General features: G+C 39.1%; 15 protein-coding genes. 7 read left to right on the forward strand and 8 right to left on the reverse strand.

Annotated elements, in window-relative coordinates; translation table 11 throughout:
- The first annotated feature begins 206 nt into the window (after positions 1 to 206).
- Together H5122_RS11410 and H5122_RS11415 are read left to right on the forward strand one after the other, a co-directional pair.
- Positions 207 to 2,147 carry an EAL domain-containing protein gene (locus H5122_RS11410; protein ID WP_182682230.1) on the forward strand — a complete coding sequence of 647 codons (1,941 nt, stop codon included), beginning with the start codon at positions 207 to 209 and terminating at the stop codon, positions 2,145 to 2,147.
- Positions 2,148 to 2,508: 361 nt separating this feature from the next.
- The gene (locus H5122_RS11415) at positions 2,509 to 3,888 is read left to right on the forward strand and encodes a VCBS repeat-containing protein (RefSeq protein WP_182682229.1); all 1,380 of its coding nucleotides are present in this window, start codon (positions 2,509 to 2,511) and stop codon (positions 3,886 to 3,888) included.
- A gap of 88 nt (positions 3,889 to 3,976) precedes the next feature.
- Here the strand turns inward: H5122_RS11415 and H5122_RS11420 are convergent, their stop codons facing one another.
- Both H5122_RS11420 and H5122_RS11425 read right to left on the reverse strand, forming a co-directional pair.
- Entirely contained in the window at positions 3,977 to 4,432 is a 456-nt protein-coding gene (locus H5122_RS11420; RefSeq protein WP_182682228.1) for a hypothetical protein, read from the reverse strand.
- Positions 4,433 to 4,444: 12 nt separating this feature from the next.
- A complete protein-coding gene (locus tag H5122_RS11425) occupies positions 4,445 to 4,720 on the reverse strand; it encodes an EF-hand domain-containing protein (protein WP_182682227.1) in 276 nt (91 codons plus the stop codon).
- A gap of 302 nt (positions 4,721 to 5,022) precedes the next feature.
- On the opposite strand from H5122_RS11425, the gene H5122_RS11430 reads away from it, so the two are divergent.
- The gene (locus tag H5122_RS11430; protein ID WP_182682226.1) at positions 5,023 to 5,880 is read left to right on the forward strand and encodes a PA4780 family RIO1-like protein kinase; all 858 of its coding nucleotides are present in this window, start codon (positions 5,023 to 5,025) and stop codon (positions 5,878 to 5,880) included.
- A gap of 24 nt (positions 5,881 to 5,904) precedes the next feature.
- Here the strand turns inward: H5122_RS11430 and H5122_RS11435 are convergent, their stop codons facing one another.
- The 6 genes from H5122_RS11435 to fucP all read right to left on the reverse strand — a co-directional run bounded on the left by H5122_RS11435 (position 5,905) and on the right by fucP (position 12,339).
- A complete protein-coding gene (locus H5122_RS11435) occupies positions 5,905 to 6,579 on the reverse strand; it encodes a response regulator (protein ID WP_182682225.1) in 675 nt (224 codons plus the stop codon).
- Between the two features lie 39 nt (positions 6,580 to 6,618).
- Complete coding sequence (locus H5122_RS11440) at positions 6,619 to 8,064, reverse strand: ATP-binding protein (protein WP_182682224.1); 1,446 nt, start codon at positions 8,062 to 8,064, stop codon at positions 6,619 to 6,621.
- The gene (locus H5122_RS11445; RefSeq protein WP_182682223.1) at positions 8,064 to 8,594 is read right to left on the reverse strand and encodes a hypothetical protein; all 531 of its coding nucleotides are present in this window, start codon (positions 8,592 to 8,594) and stop codon (positions 8,064 to 8,066) included. The genes H5122_RS11440 and H5122_RS11445 overlap by 1 nt, the downstream gene beginning before the upstream one ends.
- A gap of 8 nt (positions 8,595 to 8,602) precedes the next feature.
- Positions 8,603 to 10,258 (reverse strand): YHYH protein, encoded by a 1,656-nt coding sequence (locus H5122_RS11450; protein ID WP_182682222.1) that lies wholly within the window; start codon positions 10,256 to 10,258, stop codon positions 8,603 to 8,605.
- 33 nt (positions 10,259 to 10,291) lie between these two features.
- Positions 10,292 to 10,900, reverse strand: coding sequence for a flavin reductase family protein (locus H5122_RS11455; RefSeq protein ID WP_182682221.1), 609 nt, complete (start codon positions 10,898 to 10,900; stop codon positions 10,292 to 10,294).
- Positions 10,901 to 11,031: 131 nt separating this feature from the next.
- The gene (fucP, locus tag H5122_RS11460) at positions 11,032 to 12,339 is read right to left on the reverse strand and encodes an L-fucose:H+ symporter permease (protein ID WP_029753314.1); all 1,308 of its coding nucleotides are present in this window, start codon (positions 12,337 to 12,339) and stop codon (positions 11,032 to 11,034) included.
- A gap of 286 nt (positions 12,340 to 12,625) precedes the next feature.
- Between fucP and H5122_RS11465 the strand changes: the two genes are divergently transcribed.
- From H5122_RS11465 to H5122_RS11480, 4 genes are all read left to right on the forward strand, one after another.
- Complete coding sequence (locus H5122_RS11465; RefSeq protein WP_220487047.1) at positions 12,626 to 13,783, forward strand: ROK family transcriptional regulator; 1,158 nt, start codon at positions 12,626 to 12,628, stop codon at positions 13,781 to 13,783.
- Between the two features lie 234 nt (positions 13,784 to 14,017).
- Positions 14,018 to 16,606 (forward strand): TonB-dependent receptor, encoded by a 2,589-nt coding sequence (locus H5122_RS11470; RefSeq protein ID WP_182682220.1) that lies wholly within the window; start codon positions 14,018 to 14,020, stop codon positions 16,604 to 16,606.
- A gap of 63 nt (positions 16,607 to 16,669) precedes the next feature.
- A complete protein-coding gene (locus tag H5122_RS11475) occupies positions 16,670 to 17,662 on the forward strand; it encodes a carbohydrate kinase (protein WP_182682219.1) in 993 nt (330 codons plus the stop codon).
- A gap of 445 nt (positions 17,663 to 18,107) precedes the next feature.
- The gene (locus H5122_RS11480; RefSeq protein WP_182682218.1) at positions 18,108 to 19,637 is read left to right on the forward strand and encodes a cryptochrome/deoxyribodipyrimidine photo-lyase family protein; all 1,530 of its coding nucleotides are present in this window, start codon (positions 18,108 to 18,110) and stop codon (positions 19,635 to 19,637) included.
- The last annotated feature ends 1 nt before the right edge of the window (position 19,638 follow it).

Consider the following 19,638-nt stretch of genomic DNA (forward strand, 5'->3'; position numbering starts at 1 on the left):
AAGGCTCATAATAATTATTTATTATGAGCCTTTTTACTGTGCTAACTTTTTTTTTTGCTTTCATAAACTATATTTATTCTTATACTCAGGATTAGAGCCTAACTAATCGATGTTTAATACGCTTTTGTTCATCTGGAATATTTGCAGTATTTCTTGAACGTTTCTCCATCGCTAGTTGGAGTGACTTTTGTATAAGGTTTTACTTAGTGCCATATAAAAATCTAAATAGTGAAGAACGCAGAGAATCCATTAAAATTTTATACTCTAATGCCATCTCTGGCATTGCCATTTCGACTGTAGTCAGTTTTATATTAGTGTTTGCTTTTGATTTAAATAACCAGAAAATATCCTACGAAAAAAGTATTTGGCTAAGCATTATGGTTGTCTTATTAGCAGCTCGCGCTATTGATGTAATATGGTTTTATAAAACCAAAAAGGATAGCCCGCTATTTAATGCTGACACATACTCAAAAAGATTTTCAACGGGGTGTATTTTAACTGCGCTATCGTGGTGTGGGTATGCACTTTGGTTTCATAGCACCTCATCAGCAATAGAGACGACAACCACGATTGCTATTTTATCTGCCTTTGCAGGAGGCTCTGCAAATCTGCTTTCAGGAAGTCGAGTAACCGCTGTACTCTATAGCATTATTTTACTGGCGCCCTACTCTTTTTTATTAACCTTTTCTAACGAAAACTACAACTCTGTCCTCGGTATTTTAGGCCTAGCATTTACTGCTATTATGGTGGCTTCATCGTACAAATCAGCCACATTTACACACAGCGCAATCAAGCTCAAAAACCAAAACAGAGAGCTGCTTAATGAAATGGAAAACAAGGTTGAGCAACGCACAGAAGAAATTTACCGTTTATCGAATACCGATCCACTTACAAATCTATTAAACCGAACCGCATTTTTAAAAAATGCAAACAGACAACTAGCAGACAACCCTCAAGAACCCTTTGCTTTATTATTCGTAGATTTAGATGGGTTTAAACAAATAAATGATTCGTTGGGTCATAAAGTAGGCGATAAAGTATTAAAAGAAATAGCACGAAGAATTAGTAATGTATGCAATCAACAGCTATTTAAATGCCGATGGGGCGGGGATGAGTTTTTAATTTTAGCAACGTATCAAAAACAAGCTGAGCTTATCGAGTTTGCAGATAAAGTACTTCAAAGCATTGGTGCCGAGCATGAAACATATAAATATCAAAAATGGGTATCTGCAACTATTGGTATTGCCATGTATCCTGAGCACGGGAGTGATTTTAATACTTTAATTCGCTCTGCTGATACTGCAATGTATCACCAAAAACGCATCGCGAAAGGTAATATCAATATTTATAACGATTCACTCAAATTAATACAAGAAAGAGAGTATCTTTTGAGTCAACGCTTAGCCAGTGCCATAGAAGAAAATAGTTTAAGGCTAGTATTTCAACCAATTGTTGATAGCAAAACCTCAAAAGTAACCTCTTTTGAATCATTATTACGCTGGCAACTAGATGGTGAAAATATTTTCCCTGATGAATTTATAGCTATTGCCGAGCAATACGGTTTAATAACCGAGTTAGGTATTTGGGTAATAGAACAGGCATGTATACAAGCAACAAAATTAAGTCACTTACAACCACAAATTGCTATAAGCGTAAACGTATCCGTTATTCAGCTACAAGATCCTGATTTTGTATCTAAGGTATTAAAAATAGTAAATCGCCACCAGGTAGAACCTAAAAACCTACACATAGAAATTACTGAGTCAGTATTTGCCGAGGATAAACTCACATTTTTGACAGCCGTTAAAGCACTACAAAAACAAGGCTTTTGTATTTCAATTGATGATTTTGGTACAGGCTACTCATCACTATCAAGCATGCTTGATATTGGTGTAGATATAGTAAAAATAGACAGAAGCTTTATTCAAAATATGGATAAAAGAGGGTTAAGTATTATTCATGCAATTGTACAAATGGCCTCTACTTTAGATTTTACTGTTGTTGCAGAAGGCGTTGAAACTATTGAGCAAGCAAACACACTCACTAAAATTGGTGTATCTCACCTACAAGGTTATTACTTTTCAAAACCGATGGAAGTAGATTCTGTAGACGCTTATCTGCACGGGCAAAATAAGCTGTGTAGTTAACCCCCTCCTTCTAAAAGCGCTTAGCTACCATACTAGTTTTGCGCTACCTTTTTTATTAGGGCTTGCTTATCTTTGCAGGTGATTGACTCTTTGTTACTAGGTTACAAACCTCGCGCCGCGATTAAATCGTCCTTAGATTGAACAAGTTTCAATCCTTAAAGGTCAACAGCCCCTTCCTAAAACATAATCTTACAATTGCTTACACCCAGTAAATAGTAATTAGCGTAGGCTAAATATAATCCAACTTACATATGTATATTACGTTTAAACGAAAAAGCCCCAGCGCTGGATAATTATGCGCTGACGCTGCTTAAATAATAAAAGCTTTAACGATACAACTAAATATAAAAAAGGAATTTGCATGATAAAACCACTTTGCTATTCACTCATCACTTTACTTACCCCCATAAGCGTTATAGCTCAAACAATGGCAATAAAAACAACGGATGAATTAGTATCAACCGATTCAGAGATTTTATTTGCATATAATAAAGAATCAAAACAATTAGAAGCCATCAATTTACTTACATCACTTAGTAGTGAACTTGCTTTACCAAAAAACGCCATCGGGTTTGATGTGGCAACACTTGCTAACATCACCGATAAACAAGCACTCGTACTAACAAGTGATGGCGTATATAAAGCCCAAACAGGTAAACCAACATTGTTGTTTAATTATGAGTCGGTTCTTAATCAATTAAAAATAGATAAATTTAAAAAAGTAGACTTTGTTTTCGATGCTAACAATGACGGTCTAAGCGATATTTTTATCCCTGGGTTAGCAAGCAGTACTTTATACATTCAAAATAAAGATGGCAGCTTTAAGCCTAACAAATTTAAACAAACGCCTAAGTATGAAGGCCGCTTTTCAGGAAAAGGGCTTTCTCTAGAAGTTAATATTAACAATAAACCTGTGGTTATCGATTTTAACCACGACGGATTAAACGACCTGGTTTTTTCAAATGACTTTGGAGCAGATGTACTACTTGCTAATTCAGAGGGCTTTGAGCAAAAGCTCACCTCAATTGATTTTAACATTGAGCTAGGCGAGCTAAGCAATGGCGAGACTCGTAAAATAAAGCAAATTATTGATATTAATAACGACGGATTCCTAGATTTTACAACTAGACAGTTTAAACCTACGCAAGGTATGGACTCGTTAGATATAAAAATAGCACATACTTTGTACCTAGGGAGTGCTAAAGGCTTTAGTAATACGCCCATTACCTTATTTGAAACACAGGGCCCTAGTGAGTTATTGCTCAAAACTGATTTTAATAATGATGGCTTAATTGATTTACAAAAAATGGACTTAGATATTGGCTTAGGTACTATCGCATCTATGGCATTAGGCGGTGGCAGTACTGATGTAGATGTAGAAATGAATCTTTATAAGCAGCAACCCGACGGCTCATTTGCCAATAAATCGAGTATTAAGCTTGATTTAGAAATGGAAGTGGGGATGAATGGCGATGAATCAGAACCGGCTCTCTATTTAGGTGACATTAACGGCGATAGCTATATTGATGCGGTATACAAATACAGTAAAAAAACGCTGTATATTTATTATGGAGAGCAAGACTCACTGCTAAATGATAAACGCAAAAAATTAAAGCTAACGCTGCCTAAAAATAATAAAGATATTCTTCTAGTAGATATAAACCAAGACGGTAAAAAAGATTTTGTATTTAAATTTACCGAAGAAGATGGCACCAGTAAAATAGAAACACGGTTAAATTAAGCCAACAAAAAAGCCCAACAGAATTAACCGTTGGGCTTTGGACTTAAGACTTTCGAGTAACAGTCAGCTTTACTCTAAGTTATAACACCTAAGCAGTTACATTTAGCAGTGAATCGCCTTCACTTAAACCAAACTTCTCTTGCACTGATGCAAGGATTGATTCTTTATCTTCATCAGACAACTGGTTTGAATACTCAGTTAAGAGCTCATCTAAGTAGCTCACTACCTCGTCTGTATCGACTGATTCTAATGAGTTTTGTGGCGGTGGCGGCGGTCTTTGACCCTCTGCTCTTCCTGCATCACCAATGCTTTTAGCATCAAACTCGAGTTCGCCCATTAAATCAGCAAGCTCTTTTGTTGGTTCAATACCTTGTTCTTTAAATGCCGCTTGAATACTTTGCGCATCGTCGCTAGTTAAGTTTCCTGCATCAAACTGTGCAAGCGTTTCTTTAACAAAATCACTTTGCTCTGTTGTTAATTTTGCAGCTTGACTACTTTGTTGCGGCACAAAACTCGCAGAGCTGCTGCCAATATTATTAATCATTTTAGTATCCTTTCAACGTTCACGACGAGGTGGTTTATGATCGCTAAGCTCTTGTTCACTAATTTCGCCATTACCATCGGCATCTATAGAATCAAAAATTGTTTGTGCATCACCGTGCGGTGGTTTTTTAGCACTAAACTCTTCAAAGCTAATTACGCCATCACCATCAGTATCAATAGTTGAAAAGTCAGGTTTTTCAGGAGGATTGTCACCGCCTCGAGCAACTACATTAGCTGAAAAAGCAATAGATAATATTGCCACAGTGGCAAGAGTTGAAAAATGCTTCATAGTAATAACCTCGTATTTAAGAATTAAACTAAGCTTACGCTTTAAAAACGCAAACAATGTGCAAATAATGAGGAAGTAATAAATTATTTTTAATAAAAACTGATGATTCAAAAAAAGTTCTGGTTGATTGCTTTGCAATCAATATATAAGCTAATAAAATAATACGATTAATTACTCTCTGGCAGTAGTGTTACTGCCCTTAATTCTCAAAGCTGATATACTGCTTGAGCCAATTAAACAAACAAATACAGAGCACTTTCATAAATAATGATTAATAACCAACCCTACTTAGCAGGCAATCTGTGAAAATACCTAAACGCCTACAACCTCTTGTTGATGATGGCCTTATTGACGAAGTAATAAGCCGACTAATGAGCGGTAAAGAAGCCGATGTATTTATTGTGCGTTGTGGTGAACATATTCGCTGTGCGAAAGTGTATAAAGATGCGGTTAAACGTAGTTTTAAAAAAGCGGCACAATATCAAGAAGGCCGAAAAGTACGTGGTGGACGCCAAGCGCGTGCAATGGGTAAACGCTCTAGCTATGGCCGCCAATTAGAAGAAGAAATTTGGCAAAACGCTGAAGTTGACGCGTTATCTCGCTTAGCGAGTGTTGGTGTACGTGTACCTGACACTTATTTTTGTATTGATGGCGTGTTGCTTATGGAGTTAGTGGCGGGTGAGGACGGTAACGTTGCCCCTCAACTTGGACATGTCGTTTTTAGTGAAGAGCAAGCGATTGAGCAGTATAAACTCATGATACATTACATTAAGCTTATGCTTTGCGCAGGTATAATACACGGCGATTTATCTGAATTTAATGTACTTGTAGATAATAACGGCCCTGTCATTATAGATTTACCGCAAGCCGTTAACGCATCAGCAAATAACAGTGCACAAGCTATGTTTGCACGCGATGTAAATAACATACGCCGCTACTATGGTGAATTTGCGCCAAGCATACTAAAAACTCAATACGCTAAAGAAATGTGGGCACTATTTGAAGAGGCCAATTTAACGCCTAATTCAACGCTTACAGGTGAATTTGAAGACAGCGACGAACTTGCTGATGTAGATTCTATTCTTGATGAAATCCAAGCTGCCGAATACGAAGAGTTTGACCGTTTAGAGCGAATTAAAAATGCTGACGACGATGAGTAACTCATCGTCATAGCTCATTCCACCTTACTGTGGATGCACAAACCGGTAGCCAACCCCATAAACAGACTGGATAACACTTTCAGTTTGTGTCACTTCATCTAGTTTTTTACGCAACTTTTTAATATGGCTATCAATTGTACGGTGGCTCACAATACGCTGATCGGCGTACATAGTGTCCATTAAGCTATCGCGCGAATAAATACGATTTGGGTTGTTAAACAAAGGTTTAAATAGCTGAAATTCAAAGTTCGTCAATTCTATACTGCTTGATTTATATTTTACGCTATAGCTGCTTTCCTCAAGCTTCATTGTTGACTCTGTAACGTCACTTGCGTTATTTAATCGCCTTAAAATAGCTTTTACGCGTGCCACCAGCTCAGCATAACTAAACGGCTTACAAATATAATCATCTGCACCTAATTCCAGCCCAAGCAGCCTATCTATTTCTTCTACTTTTGCCGATACCATAATAATAGGCACGTTTGAAAAGCGCCTGATTGCTTTACACAGTTCAATACCACTTTGCCCTGGTAACATTATGTCTAGCAAGATTACACTCGGCCTGTTAATTTCAAGCCAAGGTAATACTTCATTCCCCTGATGTATTTGATGAGTAATAAAGTGATGGCTGCTTAAAAAGTCACTCATTAAGTTAGCTAGCTTTACTTCATCTTCCACAATTAGTATTTGTTCACTCATAGGCATCTCTGTAAGTAACCTTAACTTTATTTTTATAAACTAAATAGTTGGCAATCTAATAATAATAGCAAGACCGCCTAAGCTGGCTTTTTCTGCAGCTATTTCACCTTTATGACCTTTAACTATATGCTGGCAAATAGATAAACCTAAGCCAGAACCGCCCTCTTGGCGATTACGCGAACTATCTATTCGGTATAAATATTCAAATAAATGCGATAAATGCGACTGCTCTACACCGACGCCATTATCTTCGATTATAAGCTCTAAATAAGTTTGCCCTTTAATGCTTATATTATTAGCCGTTAAAGAAATAGTTGTACATTGTGCATAGTGTACTGCGTTCATTAGAATATTATCGAGTAGCTGCAAAAGGCGTGTTTTATCTGCTTGTACAGTTATGTGTTTAGCGCTATTTAGTAGGTATATTTTTATATTATGTTGTTCAAGCAAAACCTGATACTTTTGCTCAATAGTATTTAATAATAACGCCATATCAGTAGGTTGCATAGTGTAGTGCATACCTCCTAACTCTGCGCTATTGAGCATATGCAAGTCGTCTATTAAGCGTTTTAAATGCAAAGCTTCATCGTTAGCCGAACTTATATTTTTTGCGTTCGGTTCTCGTATACCAAGTAACATAGCTTCAAGTTCACCGAGTAAAATACTCATTGGCGTCCTAAGCTCATGAGAAATATTAGCAAGCCAACGCTTACGTACTTGCTCATCTTTAGCGAGTGTAAATGCAAGCGTATTAAAATCTTCGCTCAACTGTCCTAGCTCGTCTTTTCGCTCAAGCGTGAGTTTGGTCTCGTAATTACCTTGCGTTAAGCGATGCATACCATTAGCAATTTGCTTTACAGGGCTTACTAGGTGACGAGACAATAAAAAAGTAACCATTAATGTTAGCAATACCGCAGCTAAAGCAATAAACCATAAGTAGTTAGTTTGCTGCTGTAAAAAATCAAGCTCATAGCCATCAACCAAGCTATCTCTTTTGGAAACAGCTAAGTAGCCCACTACTTTATCGATAACAATAATTGGGGTTGTTATATATTTTAAATCGCTAAGGTATTTACCCACTACTCGCTGCTTATTTTCGTCAAGCAAAGCGTAGTGAGCAATATTTTCAGGTGGTAGGCGGCGCTCTCCCCCTAAACGAATATGATCGGGTGGCGGCCGTCGCATCATTCCCCCTCTGGGGCCTGGACCTTCTGGTGGCCTAGGTAAAAACTGGCTATTTTCTAGCTGCGATTCAATAAGTTTTCTAAAATTTTCGCCATTGCCGACAACACGTTCCCATGAGGGGTTTTGTTCGTATTGCTTTGCAAGTTGCACAACAAGTGGTTCAAGCGCTTTTACTTCTTTTGCATTAACAAAATCAATTACGCCCTGCCCTATGCTCCACTGTATAAGAACCACCAGCCCTGCAATAACACTAAAGGTAAAACTAAATAGTATTAAAAAAAGTTTATTATGAATTTTCATTAATGCGTGTTTTCAACCTTGCTAGGAAAGCTTTCAAATCGGTATGTTATAAACTCTTTGGTTTGGTCGTTAACATACAGCGTAGCAACTATTTTTTTACCTTGAGCGGTCCAATACATATGACCATGATTATTTAAAGTAACCGATACGGTATTTATACCAGTTTTAAATAAGTTAGCAGGTATATGCAACGCTTGTCCGTAAATTCGCTGTATTTTAACCCCATTAATGTATAAATGAGCATGACCTTGTAAAAAACCGGTGTCTTGGTTTGTTGTCACGCCCATCATTTGTTGCATGTTCATCGTGCCCTCTGGCGGCACAGACAAATCATAACGCTGTGTATCTAAAATTAAATTATAACCCGACATACTATCTTTTAATAACTTAAGGCTTAATGCCGGGATTGGCGTGTCATTTGGCACAGCTATAGGCATATGGCTATGATCCATCATTTCCTGCTGCGCAAAGAGCTTAAAACTCAATAGCACAGCAGTAGTTAGGATCAATGCGTATTTAAAATAACGCATAGTTACTCCTACATTCCCGGTGGTGGACCCATTGTTTCGCCCGTATCACAGCGACCAATTGAATTATCGGCTAATTGACCTTTAAAACGAGGCCCTATTTGATAAGGAAAAGAAGGCTGTAATTTACCATCGCTGCCTAACGTTAGTGTTATATGGTAGTGATAACCCTTGCCATCGTTAGTATCGTGGCCGTTATGCTCATCTAATTGAGCACCGGTTACTGTTTTTTGTGCGTAGTAATAATCTTCAAAGTAGTAACCATCGTCGGCATTTAATGTATTACCAGAGAGCGTCGCTACTTGTGCACCAATAGCAGGACCTGCATCACTTGTTTGTGTACCTTGGCTAACATCGTATTGATCAACTAAGGTACAGCTTCGCTCACCCTCAGTACCACAACCCCCTTCACTTGTAGGTGCACCGTAATCTCGCATTTCCCAGCCGCTTAATGCTAGTTGTCCGTTACTTTCATAAGGACCGTAAAGCGGATAGCCATCAGCTGCAAACCCATAAATAGGTGAATGCGCATCGCCATCATCTTCAAGTAAATCAGCTAAGCAACTAGTATAAAAATGGTGATGATATTCACCGTTAGCAGCATGTCCGCCGCACACATCAACATCGTATTGCTCAGCAATGGGCGCTAATGTATACCAAATATTATTACCGTAGCTCATACCATCGCCCCAGTTAAATATACTGGTGCCATTAACCATTAAGCCAACTGTACCTAAACCTGTTTCGCAAGTTCCAGTGTCAGATAAATCGGTAGGTGTTATCGGTAAATACGCTTCAACTGTTTGTTCTGTCGGGCAACCTGGTCCAGGAGGCCAATAGCCTGCACCGCCTGTGTCATCACAGTTTTCAGTGCTGCTGTTATAGCCAATATCTTCACCAAAAGAAATGGTTTGGCCTACTGCTGCAGAAGTTACACCGTTATAAAAATCGGTAGCTGCACGCGGGCGGTTATTTAACGCGTCTACTTGGTCTTGTGTAAGCGTTACATCATATTTAGGAATGTCAGTAGTTTGCACGTACATGTATTCAACGTCAGCATCTTCTTCAGTAACGCTAACAACCTCAACCGATTGAACATCTTCAACCACTGCACCATTATTTTGTATGTATGTAGAAGTTGTATCGTTGTTAATTAACCAGCTGGTAAGTTTTGCACTATTATCAACTGTATCTGAGTCTGATGAAGCAATCACATTAACTATAACTGTATCTACAACGACATCGTTTGTGCCATCATCTGCACTGATTTCAAATACAAGTGCTTCATCGGTTAAAACTTCAGGTGCAACAAACTCAGTAGACGCCGCAGTACTTGAAGATAAACTAACGGTAGTGCCTGATGTTTGCGACCAACTAACCGATACTTCACCGTCATCTTCAACCGCTGAACTTAAATAAACGGTATCGCCCGCATTAACAGTTTGGTCAATACCAGCATCAACCGTTGGAGCACTATTACTGACTGTATCGCCGTCTGTTGCAGTACTTGTTGAATCGCTATTACATGCACTTAAAGCGATGCAAAGCGCGCTTAACGCAAATAACTTAGTGGCATTAACGGCTTTTGTTTTAAGAAGTGTTTTCAATGCTTGAACCTTTACTTTAACGTTTAATAAAACAAAGTTAACAAGTAAAAGTGCAAACAATGTGCACAAACAAAGGAAGAATCTATATTAAAATTACAACTGTGGCCTTTTAAGCAAAAACTTATCTTTGGTTGTACTAAAGTAATCGCCGCCCATTTTGCCCACTGCATTTAATAATTCAGGGTCAATATAGCCACCACTCATCACTTCATCGTCTATACAAATACCCACTACATCCAGCAACATCATTTTTCCACCGCCAGGCTCATTTGAAATACTAATAACTTCGCGTAACTTACATTCAAACCGTACTTTTGAATCGGCAACGCTTGGCGCGTTAACTAACTTACTTGGAGCTTGGGCAATGTTAGCTGCATCAAACTCGCTTATATCACTAGGATAATTTGCACAACTTTGGTTCATTTTTTCAACTAACTCTTGGCTGACAATGTTAACCACACATTCTTTAGTTGCCATTAGATTACTGAGCGTATCTTTATTCGTTTTATCACTAGGGTTTACTTGCGTAACACTTAAAACAGCTGGCTTGCAACTAGCCACAGTAAAAAATGAATAAGGCGCAATATTTGCAATACCTTCGCTATTTAATGTACTTATCCATGCGATAGGCCTTGGGCTGATACTGCCTACTAAGTAAGAGTAAACATTTTGGTTGGTATTTTCGGTGAGATCTAAAAACATATTTTTTCAACTAAATAAGAATATCAACATGCCTAATATCTTAATCCGATGAAGGTTGGGGTTAAAGAAGATTTACAAATGAGAAAAGTTAAAAAGTAAAACCGAGCCTTCAGGCTCGGTTTTCAATCCATTTAGCAAGGCGCTACATTATTGAATACTCTGACTTTTGTTTTTAAATCAAATGCAGCATAAGCTGCAACAATAATAAAACACCCCGCAGGCACAACATAAGAAAACGCGACACTGTATGTATCAATAAACACAGCTTGGAATACAGGAACTATCGCTCCACCTAAAATAGCCATTACTAAACCAGCAGCACCTAGTTTTGCATCATCGCCTAACCCATGTAGTGAAATCGCGTAAATAGTTGGAAACATTAATGATAAGCAAGCCGATATACTTACCAGCGCCCATACGCCACTTATATTTGGCATTTTCACCATATAAAAACACAGCAGCATTGCAATAATAGAGGTTGCCATTAACAGTTTGGCAGGACGAATAAATCCCATAAGCCAGGTCATTACAAATCGAGAAACTAAAAAGGTGATCATACTGTATTGTAAAATACTTCCCCCGGTAACTTCATTTGTATCGAGTGCCTCCATTACGTACTGGATGGTAAATGTCCATACACAAGTTTGCGCCGCAACATTAAAAAACTGGGCGATAACACCAAAGCGGTAATGGGTATTTTTAAACAAGCGCTTAAACGTTGCACTAAATTCTACATGCTTAGAGACTTTTTTTTGCTTACAAAAATTAGGTGTTTTAGTAAACGCAATTGCCAACCAAATAAAAACCAACACACAAGCCATACCAACATAAGGCACCATAACTGCATCAAGTTCTGCGCTTATAATGCTAGTTAATTGCTCACTATTCATATTTGTGCGCTCACCAGAGGTTGCAGTATTGAGCTTTGGTAAAATAAGGGTAGCGGCTAAAAAAACACCAATGTTAGTACCGACAGGGTTAAATGATTGCGCCAAATTCAACCTGCGAGTTGCACCTTGTTGGGTGCCCATTCCCATTACATAAGGGTTTGCTGATGTCTCTAAAATAGATAAGCCTCCAGCTAACACAAACAAAGCCACTAAAAAAAAACCATAAGTCATTGCTTGGCTGGCGGGATAAAACAAAAATGCTCCGATTGCAGCCATCCCTAAACCGGTTAACACACCTGTTTTATACGAAAAGCGTTTATTGATATATGCCGCCGGAATAGCTAAGCAAAAGTAAGCTCCATAGTAGCTAAATTGTACCAATGCAGACTGCACTGACGACATAGTAAAAATTTTACTAAACACTTTTACTAGCGGATCAGTCATGTTTGCCGCAGCTCCCCATGCAGCAAAGCACAGAACAAGTAAAATAAAGGGAACCACCATCTCCTTGGAGACAAGAGGTGTTTGTGTGTGTGTGTGTGTGGTCATTGCCGTGTCTCAGTTGTTAATGTTAAGTAAAGCATTTAACCAGTTAAATATCATTCCGTCAATAAATCAACTATAGTTATTTATTAACCTCCTGTGACTTATTTATACTCTGTCGTAAATTTAATAATAAGAAATGAACCCGGCAATAAAGCTAATATAGTCGCCAATTACACACACTCGGTGTACAATTAATCAGGTTATTCAAGATAATAACAACTAGGTAGGAATAATTATCAAATCTAAAAACCCTCGACTCTCTTTACAAGAAGGCCGAAGCCAATCTGGCCTGCGTGCTCATAATGAACGCCGAATTATGTCATTAATTCGCCAACACGGTAGTGCTCCAAAAGCTGAAATAGCACAAAAAACAGGGCTTTCAGCACAGGCCGTCACAGTAATTATCAATAGTTTAGAAGCCGAATCGTTATTAATACGGAAAGACCCTCAGCGTGGCAAGGTTGGCCAACCAACCATCCCATTTGCGTTAAATCCAGATGGTGCATTTGGAATTGGCTTAAAAGTAGGTCGTCGCAGTTTTGATTTAACCTTGATTGACTTAGTAGGAAATATACGCGCAACTTTGCACGAAAACTGCGCTTACCCCACAGTACAGAGCTTGCTAACCTTTTTAGAGAAAGGGATCAGCGTACTTAAAATGAGCTTAAGTGACGAATTAGCCAAGCGTATCTTAGGTGTGGGTGTTGCAACCCCTTACGAAATTTGGAACTGGACAGAAGAAGCCGGCGCTCCAAAAGCAGTATTGAATGAATGGAAGTCTTTTGATTTTAAAGAAAAAATAAATCAAATTGTACACCTTCCCGTGTATGTATGTAATGATGATACCGCGGCTTGTTCAGCTGAATTAAGCTTTGGTAATCCTGCTCGTTTTAGCGATTTTTTATATATTTTTATTGGTACTTTTATTGGTGGTGGAGTTGTTATAAACGAAACCTTATTTACCGGTAAAAAAGGTAATGCCGGCGCTATAGGCTCATTACCTAGGCCTATGCTTAATAGTGAAGGTCAACTAACCTCCCAACAACTTATTATGCAATCATCACTGTATATTCTCGAAAAAATGCTCAAAGGTGATGGCTACAATACTGACATACTGTGGAGTTCAAAAGAGTATTGGGGAGACTTAGGCCCCGTACTCGATAAGTGGATAGACCAAGTTGCAGATGGTCTCGCCTACGCGGCATTGTGTTCTTTAGCTATTTTTGATTTTGAGGCGATTGTCATTGATGGCGCCATTCCTATCAATGTCAGAGAAAAAATAGTTTTGGCAACAAAGTTAAAATTGAGCCAGGCTGATCATCGCGGTATTAATCGCTGTGAAGTACAAAGTGGCTCTATTGGCGCCAAGGCTCAATCAGTAGGCTGCGCTAACCTTCCGTTACTTATCAACTTTTCTCAAGATCACGCAAGCCTTTCACACCACTAATATACTTTAAAGTTAAAAAGCAGCCATCGGTAACGTTGGCTGCTTATTCATTTTTTATCAGAGGTAAAAAATTCACTTAAACAATCAAAAAGCTGTACAAAAAATAATAAATAATAATAGTTGATTTATTATTTTAAGTTCTCTACATTCTATTTACAAATTTGATAACACTGACATGTTTGATTAATAAAACCGCAAATTTGTATACACACACAACAAAGAGAGAACAGAAAAATGAAAGTATCAGCAAAAATGACTCTAATTGCAGTCGCTGTAGGTCTATCCATATCCCCTAGCGTCTTGTCACAAGAGCAACAAGAAGCAAAAAGTGATTTAGGGTTTGAGCGCATCATTGTAACGGGAACATCTCGGCCAAAAGAGAAAATCGAATCAACTAATGCAATAACTACCTTTAACGAAGCAAAGTTAGAGCAATTGGCTCCGCACAGTGTTGCTGAATTAGTGCGAAGTATTCCTGGTTTTCATGCCGAAGACACCGGTGGAGAAACCGGTAACAACGTAGCCCCACGAGGCTTTCCGTTATCAACGCAAACAGAGTTTACAGCACTACTTCGTGATGGTATGACCGTGTTTTATAATCAAGATATTTTATTTACTCAAAATGATCGCTTTACCCGTTTGTCTAATTTTGTTGGCAACGTTGAAGCTATTCGTGGTGGTGCCTCGTCAATCTTTGTTGGTAGCGCGCCAGCTGGGTTTATTAATTTTATTTCTCGTGAAGGCTCCGATGATACCCAAGGTGATGTGTTTTTTGAAACCAACAGCAACAACCGCCTAGGTGGACAAGGTTGGGTTAGCGGATCAATAGACGATCAGACAACCTATGCTGTTGGCGCTTGGTATCGCAAGGATGACTCCGCACGCGATCCGGGGTATACAGCTAACCAAGGTGGTGAGCTTAATGGCAATATTAAGCACTTTTTTAAAGATGGCAGCGGCTTTACCCGCTTTGAGTTTAATAAACAAAACGATAGATCATTCTTTTTTATTCCTCAGCCATTAATAGGCTCAACCACCAATGCTAAAACAATCCCAGGCGGGATGGATATCAGAGATGGCACCACCGGTAACTCAGCAGGTGCGCGTTTATTAACTCTTAATAACACCCCAAGCGGCGACATTGATTTGGATATTGCAGATGGTAACTACGCTAATGTGACCTACTTTGGCAATACAACCGAAATTGAAATCAACGAAAACTTAGTCTTTTCAAATCAAATGCGTTATACCGATATGCTAACAACCTTTACCGGCATCATTAACGTAGGTAACGCCGAATCGTTAGCTAGTAAAGCACAAGCTATATATGCTGCAAATACTGATGTCCTTGCAGGTGCCATGGTTGATGGTAACCTAAGTTACGATATACGCGATGCAGGAAGCGGCTTTGTATTGGCTGATTCAAGCAACGTAAATACCTACAACACCAATGGATACGGAATAAACGCAGGCTTTTGGCATAGACGTTTTGAAGGCGATAACTTTCAAAACGAAACCAGATTCAACTACACCTTTGATGATGTAGGCGAAGGGACTCTTTATGCTAATTTTGGCTTATTCTTCTCTAATATTAATGGCCATGTTACCGACTATCGAATTAATACACTGCAATCAGTAGAGCCCCTGCCGCAGCGCTTAGATGTTGTATTTACAGATGCACAAGGTCTTGACATTGCCAGCGGTACTTACAAAGGTATTCAGTCTGGATCACATGGTTTTGCCGATATTGTTTATAGTGAAAATACCCTGGCGCCCTTTGCTGACTTTGAATACGAGCTTGAAGATGTGTCGTTTAATCTGGGCCTAAGGTACGAAACCCTCAAAGCAGATGGGGAAGCGCAAAACCAAGCTAATTACACAATTGACAGTTTTGCCAGCGATACTGATACCGTCAATGGGAATATTACCCTGCCCTTTGGTGATGGGACTTACCGAAACTTTGATGTTGAATACAACGAAATGGCATGGACAGTTGCAGCTAACTACAAATTTAACGACGACTTAGCGGTATTCACTCGATATGCAGATGGTTTTCGTATGCCTGATGTAGATAAATACATGGCGATTACCAACCTAACTAGTCAAGAGGAAATTAATCAATTTAATAACTCTGAGAGGCGCGAAACACAACCAGCTTCAACGGTAATGGCCGAAGTGGGCATTAAATATAACGAAGGTGATGTCGCAGCATTTGTAACCGGTTACTTCGCCGCTGCGGATGATTTATTCTTTAATGTACCTACTGTTGAAAATGGTCAAGTAGTGCAACGTCAAGCCTTTAGAAACACAGAAACCTTAGGTGTAGAAGCCGAATTTAACCTGCAAATCACTCAAGACTGGCGCATTGGTGTATCTGCAACGTACCAATCACCCGAATTTGTAAACACACCAGCGGCGCAATACTTAGATGCTAATGGAAGCTCTGCCTCTATTGATATAAACGGCAACTTACCTGTACGTGTGCCTAAGCACTTTGGCCAATTAACTAGTAGCTATCAGTTTGAAGATTTTTCGTGGGGTATGGCAGCTATTCATGGTAGCTACTCTTGGAGCGGTAAACGTTATGCCGACGACGCCAACACAGCAGAACTGCCTATGTATGGCATGTTAAACCTTGGTTTATCCCTTGAAAACGAAGACGGTTATTACCTTCGTGCCGATGTTAAAAACCTTAATAACTCAGAAGGCTTATCAGAGGGAGATCCTCGCGCAGGTGAAACGGTAGCAGGTCAAGCAACTACATTTAATGCGCGCGTTGTCTTACCTCGTACCTTTAGCCTTACTATTGGTAAGCGTTTTTAATTTTACTCTAATCTAGGGTATCGTCATGCAAAGCGATACCCTCGCAATTTTTAGGAAAATATAATGGAAGTAGTTGCAATTGGTGAAGCTTTAATAGATATACTCTCACATGACTGCATGCACAATAAGGCATCAAATAGCGAACTAGACTTCACACAGTTTGCCGGAGGCGCACCCGCTAATGTTGCTGTAGCCGTAGCAAAGCTTGGTGGTTCAAGTTATTTGCTTGGTAAAGTAGGCAATGATAAATTTGGTCGCTTTTTAATAAATGCACTCAAAATGTATAATGTAAACACATCTTATGTTGGCTTTTCAAAAAAAGGGAAGACGGCACTCGCGTTCGTATCGTTTGATGAAAACGGTGAACGTACATTTGAATTTTACGATAAAGATGCTGCACATTACGATTTACAAATAACCGATTTAGAGCCCTCTTTATTTTCAACACCTAAAATTGTGAGTTTTTGTTCAGGCTCTTTTGCAAAACCTTTAGTATTAAATACAACCTTACATGCGCTAAAACACTTTAAAGAATCAGGCTCGGTTACATGCTTTGACATTAACTTTCGTTCAGCCTTCTGGGATGAACCACTCACAGCTAAATCTGTTATTGAGGATGTTGCTAAAACAGTTGATGTTATTAAAGCGAGTAAAGATGAGCTGATCTCGCTTTATGGAATAGAGCATATTGATACCACCATTAGAAGTTGGGTAGATAGTGGCGTAGCTTTAGTTTTAATGACCGATGGTGGCGAGCCTATTACTTTTTCATCTAGCTCATTTAGTGGTACTTATCCTTGCCCTCAGGCATATGTTGTGGATACCACAGCTGCAGGCGATGCGTTTGTAGGTGGTTTTTTATATCAAATATCTTCGCTAGTGAGTAATAAAACAGAATTTACTGACTGGGCAAGTAACTTTACTAACGTTTCAAAGGCTATCGACTTTGCTACTAAGTGCGGAGCCAAAACAGTAGCAACGTTTGGAGCCTTTGATGCCCTACCTACATTCCATGATATCTCGGCGAGTACCCTTAAATCTTCGTGTCGATGTTAAAAACCTAAATAACTCAGGAAACTTATCAGAGGGAAGTTTCACTCAGGTGAAACGGTAGCAGATCAATCAACTATATTTAATGCGCGCGTTGTCTTATCTCGTGTCTTTAGCTTTACTATTGGTAAGCGTTTTTAATTTCACCCTAACTGAGGGTATCGTCATACAAAGCGATACCCCCGCAAGTTTTAGGAAAAGACAATGGAAGTAGTTGCAATTGGTGAAGCTTTAATAGGTGTACTCTCACATGACTGCAAGTGCCAAAATTGCTTAAGTATCACGGTAATTCTCCCTATTTATAATACTTCTTTTATTGGCGACTCATTTTAGTATCACCTTAACATGAGTTGCCTATATCAAAATCGTTTTTACACTAGTCTTCTTTTACATTTAATACGTATTGGTTTTGTCTTATTATTTATAATGCCACGGTTTTAATATTGCCAGTATGAAAGAAAAAATAAACATCGTGTGGTTTAAACGTGATTTACGTCTAAGCGATCATCAACCATTAAAAAATGCATTTAGTAATGGCTTACCGACCCTGTTACTTTATAACTTTGAGCCATTACTGCTCGAAGATGCACACTACAATGAGCGGCACTGGCGCTTTGTGTATCAATCAATAGTTGAGTTAAATAATCAGCTAGCGCGTTTTAACGCCTGTGTTTATATATTTAATTTAAATATGAACGACTTACTTGAATCGTTAAAGATGCAGTTTGAAATAGTTAATATTTTTAGCCATCAAGAAATCGGCTTAAACAACACTTTTGAGCGCGATAAGGCAATAAAAGCATGGTGCCAGCATAACCACATTAATTGGCAAGAGTCGCAAACAGGCGCGGTAATTCGCGGCAAAAAAAATCGTAATAATTGGAACGAACGCTGGCAGCAAACAATGCAAGCACCTATTGCTGTTCCTAATTGGAAGAGCATAAAAACAATTACCCTCAATAACTATCAAGCACCTGAGCTGCCAAGCGCTTACACTCAAGATCATGACAGCTTTCAAAAAGGTGGCCCACTGCATGCGCGAACTGTAATGCAGAGCTTTTTTGCCGAACGCGGTAAAGGTTATCAAAAGGGAATATCGAGCCCAAGTTTAAGCCAAACCCACTGCTCTCGGCTTTCGCCCTACCTAGCATGGGGGAACATTAGCCTTAGGCAAGTGTATCAAATGGCCATTGATGAATATCATTCAAAACACCCTGACAAAAGAGGTTGGAAACGCCCACTAGCAGCGTTTGTATCGCGCTTGCATTGGCACTGCCACTTTATGCAAAAGTTTGAAAGCGAGTGCTCCATGGAGTTTTTAGCCCTAAATCCGGGTTACCACGTATTTCCGTATCGTGATGATGAACGTGTGAAAAACGATATTGAACGCTGGGCGCAAGGTCAAACTGGTATTCCAATTATTGACGCTTGCATGCGCTGCTTAAAAGCCACCGGTTATATAAACTTTAGAATGCGCGCCATGCTTGTAAGCTTTGTAACGCATCATTTAAATATAAGCTGGCAGCAAGCAAGCTTTCCTCTCGCTAATTACTTTTTAGATTTTGAGCCCGGGATTCATTATCCGCAAATTCAAATGCAAGCCTCGGTAACAGGCATTAACACCATTAGGCACTACAACCCAATTAAACAATCGGAGGATCAAGACCCAACAGGTTCGTTTATTAAAAAGTGGTGCCCCGAGCTTGAAAAACTCCCTATTGAATATTTACATCAGCCTTGGGAGCAAACTCCAATGGAAGCTCTCTTTAACGACTTTAAGTTAGGGGATGATTACCCTGAACCCATGCTTGATTTAACAGCCGCCTCAAAAGAAGCACGCGAGCGCTTATGGCAATACCGTGAGCGAGCTGATGTTAAACGCGCCATAGGGAGGATTCTTAAAAAACACGTTGGGGGTACTCAAAAAGTTACTCGAACAAAAAGTAAAACGGATACTAAAAATAACAGTAAGGCTAAGTAAG

It is taken from the genome of Pseudoalteromonas sp. SG43-8 (assembly GCF_014164245.1).
Taxonomy (GTDB): Bacteria; Pseudomonadota; Gammaproteobacteria; order Enterobacterales; family Alteromonadaceae; genus Pseudoalteromonas; species Pseudoalteromonas distincta.